General features: G+C 71.7%; 11 protein-coding genes. 3 read left to right on the top strand and 8 right to left on the bottom strand.

Annotated features, from left to right (window positions below):
- Positions 1-33 precede the first annotated feature (33 nt).
- Entirely contained in the window at positions 34-1,386 is a 1,353-nt protein-coding gene (locus NMN56_RS29590; protein ID WP_274042129.1) for an MFS transporter, read from the bottom strand.
- Positions 1,383-1,751, bottom strand: coding sequence for an FAD-binding protein (locus NMN56_RS29585; RefSeq protein WP_280842725.1), 369 nt, complete (start codon positions 1,749-1,751; stop codon positions 1,383-1,385). The genes NMN56_RS29590 and NMN56_RS29585 overlap by 4 nt, the downstream gene beginning before the upstream one ends.
- A 307-nt stretch (positions 1,752-2,058) precedes the next feature.
- Between NMN56_RS29585 and NMN56_RS29580 the strand changes: the two genes are divergently transcribed.
- The 3 genes from NMN56_RS29580 (at position 2,059) to NMN56_RS29570 (ending at position 5,389) form a co-directional block, all read left to right on the top strand.
- A complete protein-coding gene (locus NMN56_RS29580) occupies positions 2,059-3,189 on the top strand; it encodes a LuxR C-terminal-related transcriptional regulator (protein WP_274042125.1) in 1,131 nt (376 codons plus the stop codon).
- A gap of 176 nt (positions 3,190-3,365) precedes the next feature.
- Positions 3,366-4,208 (top strand): PP2C family protein-serine/threonine phosphatase, encoded by an 843-nt coding sequence (locus NMN56_RS29575; protein ID WP_274042124.1) that lies wholly within the window; start codon positions 3,366-3,368, stop codon positions 4,206-4,208.
- Between the two features lie 197 nt (positions 4,209-4,405).
- On the top strand, positions 4,406-5,389 hold the full coding sequence (locus NMN56_RS29570; protein WP_274042123.1) for an MASE1 domain-containing protein: 984 nt from the start codon (positions 4,406-4,408) through the stop codon (positions 5,387-5,389).
- A gap of 238 nt (positions 5,390-5,627) precedes the next feature.
- On the opposite strand, the gene NMN56_RS29565 is transcribed toward NMN56_RS29570, so the two are convergent.
- From NMN56_RS29565 to NMN56_RS29540, 6 genes are all read right to left on the bottom strand, one after another.
- Entirely contained in the window at positions 5,628-7,994 is a 2,367-nt protein-coding gene (locus NMN56_RS29565; protein WP_280842724.1) for an FtsX-like permease family protein, read from the bottom strand.
- A 23-nt stretch (positions 7,995-8,017) separates the two neighbouring features.
- Positions 8,018-8,758, bottom strand: coding sequence for an ABC transporter ATP-binding protein (locus NMN56_RS29560; protein WP_274042120.1), 741 nt, complete (start codon positions 8,756-8,758; stop codon positions 8,018-8,020).
- Positions 8,759-9,003: 245 nt separating this feature from the next.
- On the bottom strand, positions 9,004-9,906 hold the full coding sequence (locus tag NMN56_RS29555) for a class I SAM-dependent methyltransferase (RefSeq protein ID WP_274042119.1): 903 nt from the start codon (positions 9,904-9,906) through the stop codon (positions 9,004-9,006).
- Positions 9,907-9,992: 86 nt separating this feature from the next.
- Positions 9,993-10,541, bottom strand: a complete 549-nt coding sequence (locus NMN56_RS29550) for a hypothetical protein (protein ID WP_274042118.1) — start codon at positions 10,539-10,541, stop codon at positions 9,993-9,995.
- 97 nt (positions 10,542-10,638) lie between these two features.
- A complete protein-coding gene (aspA, locus tag NMN56_RS29545) occupies positions 10,639-12,111 on the bottom strand; it encodes an aspartate ammonia-lyase (RefSeq protein WP_274042117.1) in 1,473 nt (490 codons plus the stop codon).
- The gene (locus tag NMN56_RS29540) at positions 12,108-13,268 is read right to left on the bottom strand and encodes an asparaginase (RefSeq protein WP_274042116.1); all 1,161 of its coding nucleotides are present in this window, start codon (positions 13,266-13,268) and stop codon (positions 12,108-12,110) included. Before NMN56_RS29540 ends, aspA begins: the two co-directional genes overlap by 4 nt.
- Between the last annotated feature and the right edge of the window lie 86 nt (positions 13,269-13,354).

Genomic DNA, 13,354 nt, shown 5'->3' with positions numbered 1-13,354 from the left:
CGCCGGCCGGGAGGGCGGCGCATGCCGGTGCCGCTACCGGGACCGGCGCCCGAGGGTGAACGAGCTGAGTGCGGCGGCCAGCGGGAAGAGGGCGATGACGCCGAGGGCGGAGCCGAGGGACATCGTCTTGGCCAGGGCGCCGGCGCTCGCGCTGCCGACGCCTCCGCCGACGAAGAAGGCGAGGTTGAGCAGGCCCATCGCGCCTCCGCGCCGGGCGGGTTCGATGTGTGCCGACATCAGAGCGGTGGTGAAGACCTGGGTCACGGAGAAGGCAGCGAAGCCGAGCGAGGCGCCCAGGATCAGGAGCAGGACACCCGACCCTGCCAGGGCACCGGCGAGAGCCGCAGCGAACGCGAGGGCCACCGCCGCCAGCAGGCGGTGGCCGCGGTCGCCTGCGGTGAGCTTGCCGGCCAGGCGCGAGAGTACGGCGCCGACGACCGCACCGGGCAGCAGCCAGACACCGACCGCCAGGACGCTCCAGCCGTGCTCGCCGACCAGAAGCTGCGGCACGGCGTACATGGCGGCGAACAGTCCTCCGTACACCCCGATACCGGTGATCGCGGCACGGAGGAAGACACCGTCCGTGACCAGCGCCCGGGGAACGAAGGATGTCTCGGCCGTGCGGACCCGCCGGACGAGACCGGCCGCCGACAGCAGGAAGACCGCGGCAGTCACCGTGTTGACCGAACCGGTCAGAGCGAGGGCGGAGGACTGGATCAGGATCAGGAACGACATCGCGGTCACCGTCAGCAGCCCGGCCCCCGGCAGGTCCATGGGCCTGCCGGAGTTCTTGCGCGGCCGGGCTCCCGCCAGGCAGAGCGGAACGACGAGCAGGGAGAGTACGGGCAGGACCAGCGCGATCCGCCAGGTCACCCACTCCGTGAGGACGCCGCCCGCGAGCGTGGCACTGGCGGAGAAGACCGCCATGGTCGCACCGAAGCCGGCGAACACTCTGGGGCGCGTCTCCGGCGCCGCCGAGGCCGTGAGCGCCATGGCGCAGGCCGCCATACCGCCGGAACCGGCGGCCTGGACGAACCTGCCGACGACCAGCACGCGGAGATCGGGCGCAAGGAGACAGATGGCGGCGCCGAGAGCCAGGGCCAGCGAGCCGAGCAGCAGCGCGGTACGCAGGCCACGGGTATCGGCCAGGCGTCCGAAGAAGGCGGTGCCGACGCCGAGTGCGAGCGCATGGGCGGTGAGGACCCATGCGGTCGCGGCGGGCGAAGCGTGGAGGGCGGCTGCGACGTCGGGCAGCGCGACGCCCGCGGCGGTGACGCCGAAGACCACGGGACCGAAGAGGGCGCCGTAGCGCAGTCCGGCCGAACGGGCACTGTGGGCCGGGGTGGTTCCGAATTCCGCGCCGGCCGCGGCCTGTTGGGTGGTCACGAGGACTCCGGGGCGAGTGCGCAGCGGGCCGCAGCCGAGGCCACCTGGCGCCGCCGGGTACCGGCCTCGGCATACGCGGTACGCGGGTGCGCGCCAGTGGGGACCGCGCCCGTCCACCGCGTGGTGATCACCACGCCGCCCTCCGCCGGGGCCACGATGCCGTGCCCTGTGGCCCGGACCGCGACCGGCGGTCCGAACCCGCAGGCGAAGGACACCGCGGCGCTCCCGTCACCGGGCTCCGGCGCCGCGACGACCACGGCGGGCCGGCCCTCCGCGATCCGGCGGAACCCCGGGAGTTCCCGGTCGTACCCGGGCCGGTCGGGGATGTACGCCTCCCTCTTCGGCCGCGCGGTGAGGCGGTCCATGGCCGCCTTCGTACCCCAGGGGTGTCCTTGCTGTTCTGTCAACGGTCCCGCCTTCTCCGGTTCCCGCATCGCGCCTTCTGCCGGCGCCACGACGATGAACAGCAGTGTTCTCGCCCCGGATTCCGCGCCCCATCCCCCGGTTGAAGGGCCCCTCTGGGACCGCCCCCCTCGGATGAGGGGTAGGAAGCGAGGGCCGTGACTGGGAGAGTCCTCAGTTGACGCTCTCCCCCGTGAACGGGGGAGATTCTTACGGCTCGCGCCGTGAGACTTCCTGTTTCATTGCCGACTGCCCGTCCGGAGTTCTCCAATGACCAGTTCGGCTCCATCCCGCATCGCCATAGGCCGAGCAGAGCTGCTCTCCCGGTCCGCCAAGGCCACCGACGCACTCGGCATGTTCGCCGAGGCGTCCTCCCAACTGCGGCGCCTCCTGCCGTACGACGCGGCCGTCTGGCGCGTCACGGACCCGGTGACCGGCATGATGACCGCACCGATCCGAGCGGAGAACCTCGACGAGAGCGGTTGCGCCGTCTACTGGGAGACCGAACTGTTCACCGAGAACGTGAACCTGTTCCGTGATCTGGCTCGGGCTCCGGTACCTGTGGCCGGACTCCGCGAGACCACCGGAGACCTCCCCGCACGCAGCACGCTGTATCGGTCCTTCATGCGGCCTCGCGGCTTCCAGGACGAGTTGCGCGCTGTACTGCGCGTCGGCGGCCACCCGCAGGGCCACATCAGCCTCTTCAGAACGAAGGGCCGTGCGGCCTTCGACGCGGCTGAGACCAAGCTGATCGCTTCTTTGCTCTCTCCGCTCGCCAAGCAGCTGCGCTCGTTCGCCGAACCCGCACCGCACGCCCTGCCCGACTCCCCGCACGGCCCTGGACTGCTGCTGTTCAGCGCGGAAGGCCGTCTGCTGTCGGCCAACGACGAAGCCCTCGGCTACCTCGACGGCCTGCCGGAAGGGCCGGCGATCGCCTCGCCTCAGGGGATCCGTGTCCCGGCCTGGATACAGGCGATCGCGCTGAAGGCACGTGCGGTAGCGCAGGAACGTGACCGAGGGCAGGCCCGCGCCAGGGTCAGGAACCGGTCAGGTCGCTGGCTCGTGTGCCACGCGTCGTGCCTGCGCGATGCCGACGGCCAACTGGGCTCCTCCGCCGTGGTGATGGAGCCGGCGAAGTCCTCGGAGATCGTGCCGCTCATCGTCGATGCCTACGAGCTGACCGCTCGCGAAACCGAAGTGACCCAGTACATCGCCCGCGGGCTGCCTACGGGCGAGATCGCCGCGCAACTGCATCTGTCGCCGCACACCGTCCGCGACCACATCAAGGCGGTCTTCGAGAAGGTCGGTGTCTCCAGCAGGGGCGAACTCGTCGGCAAGCTGTTCACCGAGTACCACTCGCCACTGGCCGAGAAGAGCACCGTCCGCCTGCGGACCGGCTGAACCGCGGGAACCGGCCACGGGAAGGCCCCGGGGATGGCGTGGACGGTGCTTCGAGGTGCCTCCGGCCCGGAGTCGGCTGCGCCCACTTTCCGTAACCTTCCGTGCGCCATCCGATGCCCCGGGCCCTCGGGGGGAGCCGACGGGCGGTGTGGAGAGGGTGTACCTAATCTGAGGGCATGCCCCGGTACCGGCGTCGACAACGGAACCCGCGCCCGGCGAACGCCGACGATCTTCTGTCGCAGCTCGGCGAGCTGACGGCGCGGGCGCGGGAGGAGATCGAGCGCCAGCGCGCCCGGGTCGAGCTGGCCGAGGCACTGCAGCGGGGCATGCTGCCCCGTACGCTTCCGGACGTTCCGGAGCTGCGCGTCGCCGCGCGGTACGCGCCCGCCAGGCATGGGCTCGACATCGGAGGCGACTGGTACGACGCCTTCCTCCTGGACAACGACTGCCTCGCCCTCTCCATCGGCGATGTGCAGGGGCACGACGTGGATGCCGCCGCCTTCATGGGCCAGATCCGGATCGTGCTGCGCGCCGTCGCGGCGACCGCTTCCGCCGATCCGGGCGATGTCCTGAGTACGGCCAACGATCTGCTGATCGCCCTGGACAGTCCGCTCTTCGCCACGTGCAGCTTTCTGCGGGTGGACCCGCGGACATGGCAAGTGTGGAGCGCCAGGGCGGGGCACACCAGTGCGGTCTGGGCTCACGAGGACGGCGGGTCCGGCGTGATCGAGGACCCGGGCGGGCCACCCCTGGCGGTCCAGTCGGGCGAGCGCTACCCCGTCACGCAGCACACCTTCCCCCCGCACGGCATGGTCGCCCTGCTCACCGACGGGGTCGTCGAGGGACCGACCTTCTCCATAGACGAGGGCCTCGGCACCGTGGCACGCATCCTGCAGGAGTCCCTGTCCCTGGACACGGAAGAGGTGGCCGACAAAGTGATGGAGGTCGCCGAGATGACCGGACACAGCGACGACGCCGCCGTACTCGTGCTGAGCCGCGGTGCGCCGGAGGTGTCGTAGGGCGGCGGAGACACCCACACCCACCGAGACGCTGCCGCCCGCCGGAGGGGAGACCTCTCGTCGTCGGAGGGGTCGTCCGTCGTGCTTGTCGGGCGGGCTTCGGGGGAGGCGGGGAGGCCGGTTGGGGTGGGGTTGGTGGGAACGGTGGGGTGGAGGCGCGTGTCACGCGGTCGCGTGCGCGCGCGGCTCGTTGTCTGATGACCGGTGTGGAGCACCAGGAGACGACTGCGGGCACGAGCCGGAGCCGGCGGATCATCGCGGACTGTCTGCGCGTGCTGGTCATCGCCCTGAGCTACTACGCGGCCGGGGGTCTGGGGCTGGTGCGGCAGGTGATTGTGGAGGGCGCCGTCGTCACCCCGTTCTGGCCGCCCACGGGGATTGCCGTGAGCGCCCTGCTGCTCTGGGGCGGCCGGGTGCTGCCTGGCGTCATGCTGGGCGCACTCCTCGTGGCGGCCAGGATGAGCAGCCTCAACCCGACCAGCCTGGGCTTCATCGCGGGCAACACGCTCGCGCCGTACGTCTCCTTCCTCCTGCTGCGCCATACGGGGTTCCGCGTGGAACTGGACCGGCTGCGGGACGGCGCCTTGCTCGTCTTCCTCGGCGCGTTCGCGGGGATGCTGACGAGCCCGACGTTCGGTACGGGAATGCTGCTGGCCAACGGGAACATCGACGCGGCGGCCTTCTGGCCCGTGTGGTCGGCGTGGTGGGCCGGTGATGCCGTGGGGGTGCTGGTGGTGACACCGCTGCTGCTGGCGGTGCGCACGGTGCGCCCGCCACGGAACGTGCCGCAGGTGCTGGAGGTCCTCACGCTGCTGGTCGCGACCGCCGTCGTGGCGATCGCGTCCACGCGCAGCCCCATCAACCTGCTGTTCCTCGTCTTTCCCCTGCTGACCTGGGCCGCGCTGCGGTTCCGGCTGGCGGGCGGCGCGTTCTGCACCGGCATCGTGTCGGTTGCGGCAACCGTGGCGGCGACCGACCAGGTGGGGCCCTTCTCCGAGCACACGCTCATCGAGGGAATGATCAGTCTCCAGGCGCTCAACGGTTCGGCCGCGCTGACCGCGCTGCTGCTGGCCGCCATCACGGCGGAGAAGCGGAACACGCAGCGCAAGATCGAGCAGGCGTGCGTGGAACTCGCCGAAATGGTCGACCGCCTCACCCCACGCCGCCGCCGCGGCCCCTGAACTCGCCCGTCAGGTACGCCCCGCCGGCACGCCAGGCCGGCCAGCACTGCCCGGCCAGTACGCCGGAGCCCGTACTCCCGCCCTGTGCCCCCCGCCCCGTGCTCCGGGGCCCCCGTGCGCCGCCCTGTGCTCCGGGGCGCCCGTGCGCCGGCCGGCGAAGCACCGGCTCCCCGCACGCACACCGCGGGGCCCGCCCCGGCGAAGGGGCGGGCGCGGTGTGGGTGCGGCGGGGGTGGGGCTATTCGGTGCGCAGGCCCTCGGGGCGCATCAAGCGCCAGAGGACCGGGAGGGTGCCGAGGGTGGCGAGGGCTACGACGCCCGCGCCGATGCCCACCATGGGCAGGAAAGCCAGCCAGTCCGTGACCGGCTCGCGTACCAGCCTCAGCAGCACCCAGCCGAGCAGGGTGCCGAATCCCGCGGCCATCGTCAGCCCCAGCGCCACCGGCACCGCGGTCTGCCACAGCACCGAGGCGCCGAGCGCCGAGCGCGGGGTACCGAAGGCCACCAGAACGGCCAACTGACGTCTGCTGGACCGCAGTTGCTCGACCGTGGAGACGACCATGCTGGCGCCTATCAGGCCCATGATCACGGCGGCTCCCGCCACGATGGCACGGCCCAGGGCCGCCATCGTGTCCTCCGCCTGCTCTTCCCCCTCGGTCAGCACCGAGTACGCCGGATCGAAGTGGAAGACGGTCGTGTTGACGTACTCCCCCGCCTCGGGCTCGCCGGGGTCGGTACGCACCCAGCCGGTGAACGTCGGGTTGTCCAGCCGGTCGAGGGCCAGCGCCGACGGCGTGAGGAGCAGCGCGTTCCCCGGGCCTTCCCACCAGTGCGTGCGGCTCTCGACCGTACGGGCGTCCGCAGGTACGGTCCATCCGTCCCCGTGGCTGTCCTTGCCCTTGGCTTCGCTCCCGGCGCCGGACCCGGGCCCTGAGGACTGCTCGTCGGAGGCGAAGCGGAGTTTTTCGCCGGGCTTGGGGAGCACGGAGTCCGCTTCCTTGTGCTTCGACTTCCCGCGGAAGACCTGCCCGTCGGCGCACGGGCCGATCCTGGCGAGCTTCTTGAGCGTGGCGCAGTCGGCGACGATGACGCTGGCGTACGTCTCGCCCTTGCCTGCCAGTTCCTCGTAGGACTCCAGATATCCGATGGAGTCGCGCACTCCCTTGGTGCGCGCAAGCCGGCGCTCCAGATCCTCGGCGCCCCGTTGATCGCCGGTGGCGGTGAAGGCGGCCACGTTCAGCCGGTTCCGTGACGGCTGGTCGCCGGTGCTCGCACCGGATGCGGAGCTCGCGCCGGCGAAGAACATCTGGAGCGCGATGGCCCCGGCGACCGCGATGGTGATGCCGCTGATGGCGCGGGTCGACGAGCTGCCGCTGAGCTGGAGGCGGCGGGTCGCGAGCTGCCAGGAGAGTGGACCGCCGCGCATCGCGCCGACGAGCCGCTCCACGGCCCAGGGCAGCAGCAGCGCGACGCCGCTCAGCAGGAGAATGATGCCCGCCGCCGTCTGTGTCTTGTCGACGCCGCCTTCCTTGCCGGCCGCCGAACCGGCGAGCGGGTACAGCAGCGCGAGTCCGGCCACGGGTGCCAGCAGCCGCCACCACAGCCGGCGCCCGCGGGGGGCGGCCTGCCGCACCACGCCGAGCGGTTCCACGGCGATCCCGCGCATGGCCAGCAGCGCGGAGGCGACGACCATCACGGGCACGCCGAGCGCGATCAGCGTGACGATGCCCGGACTGGGTGACACGTCGCTCGGGAAGACGCTGATCTCACCGACCGCGACCCGCCCGATCAGCGCGCGCCCCGCGAGGAAGAGGCCCGAGCCGAGTACCAGTCCGAACAGGGCTCCGACCAGCGATTCCCCCGCCGCCATCCGGTGCGCCATGGCGGTGTCCGCACCCACCAGCCGCAGCGCGGCGAGCCGTTGGTCGCGCTGTTCGCCGCCGAATCTGGCCGCTGTGGCGACGAAGGCGCCCACGGGCAGCAGGAGCACGACGCAGGCGACGACGACCAACAGCAGCGCGACGGGCGGCAGTGGCTCGTCCTCCATGGCGCCGCCGAAACCGTCGAGGCGCTGGGCCGTACTGCCCGCGCCACCGAGTGTGTCGGAACCCATGTAGAAGACGAGTTCTGTCGGCTTGAGCAACCCGTCCTGGCCGATCGTGCCGACGACACGGCCGTCCAGACGCCGGTCCAGCTCCTTGGCCTCGGGGCTCTCCAGCAGCTTCTTCAGCGCGGGCGAGACCACCATCTCGCCGGGCCCGGGCAGCTTGTCGACACCTGGCGGGAGCTTCGGGGAACTCCCCTCGGCCTGGAGCGACTTGCCGACGATGGCCTGCCCATGGAAGGTGGTGCTCGCCGAGTCCATGAGGAGCGAGGTGTCGCTGCGCTTGGGCCCGTCGACCGAGGCCGTTCCTGGACCCTGCGTACGGGCATCCGCGCGCGCGTCCCGCTCGTGCAGGAGGTTCGGCAACGAGGCGGCCAGCAGCATCACCGTGACGGCGAAAGCGACGCCGACGGCCGTGAGGATCGTACGGACCCAGCCCTGGCGGCCTCCCGCGACGGCGAACCTGCCTCCCATCACGAGATCGCGGGCCCATCCGCGCATGCCTCTGCCTTGTGTGCGCCCGCTCATGCGACGCCCCCTGCTGTGGTCGCCTGCTCGTATGCCTTGCCGTCACGCACGACCACTTCGCGGTCGGCGTACGCGGCGACCCGCGACTCGTGCGTGACCAGGACGACAGCCGCTCCGGTTTCCCGGGCGGCCGAGCCCAGCAGTTCCATGACCCGCCTGCCGTTGAGGGAGTCCAGCGCGCCGGTCGGCTCGTCGGCGAAGACGAGCCGGGGGCCCGCGGCGAGCGCCCTGGCTATCGCCACGCGCTGGCCCTGGCCGCCGGAGACCTGCCCCGGCCTGTGGTGGCGCACCTCGTCGACCTCCAGCCGCACCAGCCACTCCCTCGCCCGCTCCTCGGCCTCCTTGCGGCCCGCGCCCGCGAGGCGTACGGGCAGCGCCGCGTTCTCCAGGCAGGTCAGCTCGGGCACCAACTGGCCGAACTGGAACACGAACCCGAAGTCGCCCCTGCGCAGCTCGCTGCGCTCGGCGTCGGAGAGCGAGGACAGCTCCCGGCCCTGATAGCGCACGGTGCCCTCATCGACCGGGACGATGCCCGCGAGGCAGTGCAGCAGCGTGGACTTGCCCGACCCCGAGGGCCCCATCACGGCGACGACCTCGCCGGAACGGATGGTGAAGTCGGCCCCGTCCAGCGCCGCGGTCGGGCCGTAGGTCTTACGGAGCCCCTGGGCGAAGAGCAGGGCCTCAGCCGACGCCGACGGGTCCGGCGCGGGAGCTGAAGCGGATACGGGCACCGTCATGGACGTACTCCTTGGAGGGCTGGTGGCGAACACAACGACGACTATACACGACAGGTATACACGTTGTGTATACGAAGTCATGAACCTCCAACGGACGTGTGCGCAGCCCGCATTGAACCCGGTTGGGCCGGTGGACCCTGTTGCCCTGTTGGCCCTGTTGGCCCTGTTGCCCTGTTGGCCCTGTTGCCCTGTTGCCCTGTTGGCCAGCCGGCCCCGTCGGCCCCGGAAAGCCGCACGCGCCGCCGTCAGTCGGCCCCGGGCGGCCCCGGCTTCCGGAAGTGCCACTGGAGCATGGCCGGAACCCCCGCGCCGGCCGCGTCCGCCGCCTCGCGCACGAGCCCGGCCAGCGACCATGGCCACACGTCCCACGGGCCCGGCCAGTCCGGCTCCTCCCGGGGTGCCCGCGGTTCGGCCGGGGGCATCTCCGGTTCGTCGCAGGCGCACACCTGAAGTCCGGCGGAGAGCGCGGCACGGAGATAGTCGCCCGTGCGGTGGACGTAGGAGGCCGGCCTGCCGGGGCTGCCGTCCGGGCGGCGGACGGTCGGGATCATGCACCGCGCCACCCGCTCGGGGTGGACATCGGTCAGCACCAGCTGCCCGCCAGGCTGCAGCACCCTGGCGAACTCGGCCAGCACGGGCCGCAGTTCGGGCACGTGCGTCAGCGCCAGGGAGCAGACGGCGAGGTCGACCGCGCGGTCGTCCACCGGCAGTTCACGCAGATCCCCGGCTCTGAAGTCGCCCTCCGGTACGCGCAGGCGGGCGCGGTCGAGCATCCCGGGCGAGCTGTCCACCCCCAGCACCCGGTGGCCGTACCCTGCCAGCAGCGCCGCGATCCGGCCCGTGCCGCACGCGGCGTCCAGGGCGACGCCGCTCGGCAGCCGCGCCGCGATCCGGGTGACCAGAGGCTCGTCGAAGCCGAAGGCCGGGTTGGGAGCGTCGTACGTGTCCGCCCAGATCCCGTACCCCTCGGGCGGCTCCAGCCGGGCCGCTTCCACGCCGCCGTGCGCGAGCGACGCGTCGTCCAGCAGCCGCCGCACCTCGGCGATCCGCGCCTCGGTGAAATCCCTGTCGTACTCCCCGGCGAACGCCCGCATCAGGGCGATGCCCTCAAGGCCCAGCACGTAGGCCAAAGGATGCTCGTAGACCATGACCGGTGACGCTAATCAGACGCATCCCGTGCGCACCACCGGATATCCACGCCGCGGCCGGTGACGCTGGCGGCGTCGCCAGGGCCCTAGCCCAGCGTCTCGCAGAGGTCCTCGTACTTCCCGTCCAGTGCGAGGAGTTCGCGGTGGGTGCGGTCGCCCTCGGTTGTGATCTTCACGGACATGAAGCCGCGGGAGATCAGCAGCTTGTTCGCCGGCTTGTCCCCCTTGTGCAGCACCCCGGCCCAGTCGCTGCCGCTGAGGATGTCGGTGTGCTTGTCGGGGTACGTGTGTGTGCCCGTGCCGGAGATGTCGCGCTCCACCGTCCTGCCCGTCTCGGTGTTCGTCACGCGCGCGACCAGGGGGCCGCTCTCGATGGCGTAGACGGGGTCGCCCGCGTCGTTGGTCCACGTGCGCAACGTCAGGTCGGCTACGGGGAATTCGGTGTGCATGTCGAACGCGCACACATCGCCCGCGGGGTTGTCGCGCGGCGTCATCTCCGGGTGGGTGACGACGGGCCCGTGCAGACCGCCGCCCGAGGCGGCGCCCGCGGGCGCCGAGCCCGCGAGCAGCCAGGCGACAGCGGCCGTTCCCGCCGCCGCCGCGACCGACGCCCGTACTCTCATCCGCATGCTCATGGCCCCACCGTGCCGGGAGGGCGTGAGCCGTGGAAGACGATTCGGGCGTGCCCGAAATGTTGTGCGCCGCTACCCGGTCACCCGGCGCGGCCACCGGTCAGGCGTCGCCCGGTGCGGAGGGCGGGCCTTCCGGTGTGGGGCCTTCCTGCGTGGGGCCCTGTGGTGTGGGGCCTTCCGGCAGGGCGGAGGTGAGGCGCTCGGGGGTGAGGAGGGCAGCGAGCTGTTCGGGGGGCAGGAGCTTCTTCTCCAGGGCGAGTTCGGCCACGCCGCGGCCCGTGGCGAGGGCTTCCTTGGCGATGGCGGTGGCCGCGGTGTAGCCGATGTGCGGGTTGAGCGCGGTGACCAGGCCGATGGAGTTGTCCACGGTGGCGCGCAGTGCCTCCGTGTTGGCGGTGATGCCCTGGACGCAGCGCTCGGCGAGGGTGAGGCAGGCGGCACGCAGTGAGGTGATGCTCTGGGAGAGCGCGTGCAGGATGACGGGCTCGAAGGCGTTGAGCTGGAGCTGTCCGGCCTCGGCTGCCATGGTGACGGTGATGTCGTGGCCGACGACTCCGAAGGCGACCTGGTTGACGACCTCGGGGATCACCGGATTGACCTTGCCGGGCATGATGCTCGAACCGGCCTGTACGGGCGGCAGGTTGATCTCGTTGAGTCCCGCGCGCGGTCCTGAGGAGAGCAGCCGCAGGTCGTTGCAGGTCTTGGAGAGCTTGACCGCGATCCGCTTGACGACTCCGGACAGCTGCACGAAGGCGCCGCAGTCCTGGGTGGCCTCGACGAGGTTGGCGGAGGTCACCAGCGGGAGGCCGGTGATCGAGGAGAGATGGCGGCGGGCGGTTGCCGCGTATCCGGCCGGGGCGTTGAGGCCCGTGCCGATGGCCGTGGCGCCGAGGTTGATCTCGTGGATCAGCTCGACCGCCTCGGCCAGCCGGTCGCGGTCCTCCTCCAGCATCACCGCGTAGGTGGAGAACTCCTGGCCCAGCGTCATGGGGACGGCGTCCTGGAGCTGGGTGCGGCCCATCTTCAGGACCGTACGGAACTCAACTGCCTTGGCGGCGAACGCTTCCTGGAGCACGGCCATCGCCTGGAGCAGTCCGTGTGCGGCGTTGATCGTCGCGATCCGGACGGCCGTGGGGTAGACGTCGTTGGTCGACTGGCCGAGGTTGACGTCCTCGTTGGGGTGCAGGTGCTGGTACTCGCCCTTGGCGTGGCCGAGGAGTTCGAGTGCGCGGTTGGCGACGACCTCGTTGGCGTTCATGTTCGTCGAGGTTCCGGCGCCGCCCTGGATGACGTCGACGACGAACTGGTCGTGCAGCTTGCCCGAGCGGATCTCACGGCAGGCCGCCACGAGAGCCCCGGCCTTGGCCGGGGTGAGCAGCCCCAGCTCCTCGTTGGCCAGCGCCGCCGCCTCCTTGACGGCGGCCAGCGCGTCGATCAGCAGCGGATACGTGGAGATGGGCGTGCCGGTGATCGGGAAGTTCTCGGTGGCGCGCAGGGTGTGGACACCCCAGTACGCGTCTTCCGGGATGTCGCGCTCTCCCAGGAGGTCGTGTTCGCGCCGGAAGCCGCTCATGCCGTCCTCGCCTTCAGCTGCTCAGCCGGCGCTTCGGAGGCCGAGGCCGCCGCGGGCGCCGCGGGCGCCGCCGCTTCCGCGGGCGCGGACGTACGGACGCCGCCGGGGAGCAGCGTGGGTTCGGGGTGCGCCGAGCCGTCGAGGAGCCGGCGGAGCAGCTGGGTGCGGCGCGCGGGGGCGACATCGGCGAGCAGCGCGGAGAGTACGGCGATACGGGCCTGGCCGGCGCGCAGCGTTCCGGTGAGGACGGCGCCGGCGCGCACGAGGTCGACGGCTCCCCCGCCGGTGTACAGCTCGGCGACCGGCCCGGCGAACACGCGGGTGGTGACGGCCACCAGGACTCCCTTGGCGACCGCGGCCGAGACGGACTCGGCGATACGGGGCGTGGCGTTGCCCGCGCCGGTGGCGACCAGCACGATGCCCTGGGCGCCCGCCTCGACGGCGGTGTCCAGGAACAGCGGGTCGGCGTCGGAGTGGTGGGCGATCATGTCGACGCGGGGCAGGGAGCCGGCGGTCTCGTCCGCCGGGGCGTGCGCGGCCGGGGGCAGCGGCAGGGGTTCGGGGCGCTCGGGCGTACGGCGAATCGCGACGCTGCCGAAGCCGAGGCGGCCGACGGACTCTTCGAGCGGGTCGGCGAACGCGTTGGCCGCGAGGGTCTGCGTCTTCACGGTGCCGCGTGCCGCATGGACGCGGCCGTCGAAGACGACCAGGACGCCGAGGTCATGTACGGAGGCGGCGACCTGGAGCGCGTCGTACACGTTGCCGGGTCCGTCGGAGTCCTCGGCGCTGAGGGGCCGCTGCGCTCCGGTGAACACCACGGGGCGCGGGTCGGTGTGGTGCAGGTCGAGGAGGAAGGCCGTCTCCTCCAGGGTGTCGGTGCCATGGGTGACCACGACGCCGTCGACTCCGGGGTCGGCGAGCGCGTCGTGGACCGCGCGCAGGAGGGTGAGCTGGAGGGACGAGGTCATCCGGGAGCTGTTGACCTTGAACAGATCGACGACCTCGACCGAGATGCCGGCGGGGAGGGCGGCTCCGGCGAGTACGTCGTCACCCGAAGCCTCAGCGGCGTATCCGCTGCCCTGCCAGCGGCTGGCGATGGTGCCGCCCGTGCTGATGAGGACGAGGCGCCGTGGTCCTTCGGCACGTATCCATTCCATGTGTGTTCAGCCCCAGAATTCGGTGGTCTTCCCCCGCAAAGGTCATTCGCAAGGATAGGCCAGTCAGCGCGCAATCAGATTGCGAA

This window comes from Streptomyces iconiensis, from assembly GCF_028657195.3.
GTDB classification, from domain to species: domain Bacteria; phylum Actinomycetota; class Actinomycetes; order Streptomycetales; family Streptomycetaceae; genus Streptomyces; species Streptomyces iconiensis.
Note: the sequence above shows the minus strand (reverse complement) of the source record. Positions and strands in the feature narration are given on the sequence as shown.

Bases quoted from the DNA above. Each gene is read 5' to 3' on its own strand.
- NMN56_RS29570 (WP_274042123.1), top strand. From the start codon at position 4,406: ATGACCGGTGTGGAGCACCAGGAGACGACTGCGGGCACGAGCCGGAGC.
- NMN56_RS29550 (WP_274042118.1), bottom strand. From the start codon at position 10,541: ATGAGCATGCGGATGAGAGTACGGGCGTCGGTCGCGGCGGCGGCGGGA.
- NMN56_RS29585 (WP_280842725.1), bottom strand. From the start codon at position 1,751: ATGGACCGCCTCACCGCGCGGCCGAAGAGGGAGGCGTACATCCCCGAC.
- aspA (WP_274042117.1), bottom strand. From the start codon at position 12,111: ATGAGCGGCTTCCGGCGCGAACACGACCTCCTGGGAGAGCGCGACATC.
- NMN56_RS29540 (WP_274042116.1), bottom strand. From the start codon at position 13,268: ATGGAATGGATACGTGCCGAAGGACCACGGCGCCTCGTCCTCATCAGC.
- NMN56_RS29560 (WP_274042120.1), bottom strand. From the start codon at position 8,758: ATGACGGTGCCCGTATCCGCTTCAGCTCCCGCGCCGGACCCGTCGGCG.
- NMN56_RS29580 (WP_274042125.1), top strand. From the start codon at position 2,059: ATGACCAGTTCGGCTCCATCCCGCATCGCCATAGGCCGAGCAGAGCTG.
- NMN56_RS29575 (WP_274042124.1), top strand. From the start codon at position 3,366: ATGCCCCGGTACCGGCGTCGACAACGGAACCCGCGCCCGGCGAACGCC.
- NMN56_RS29555 (WP_274042119.1), bottom strand. From the start codon at position 9,906: ATGGTCTACGAGCATCCTTTGGCCTACGTGCTGGGCCTTGAGGGCATC.
- NMN56_RS29565 (WP_280842724.1), bottom strand. From the start codon at position 7,994: ATGCGCGGATGGGCCCGCGATCTCGTGATGGGAGGCAGGTTCGCCGTC.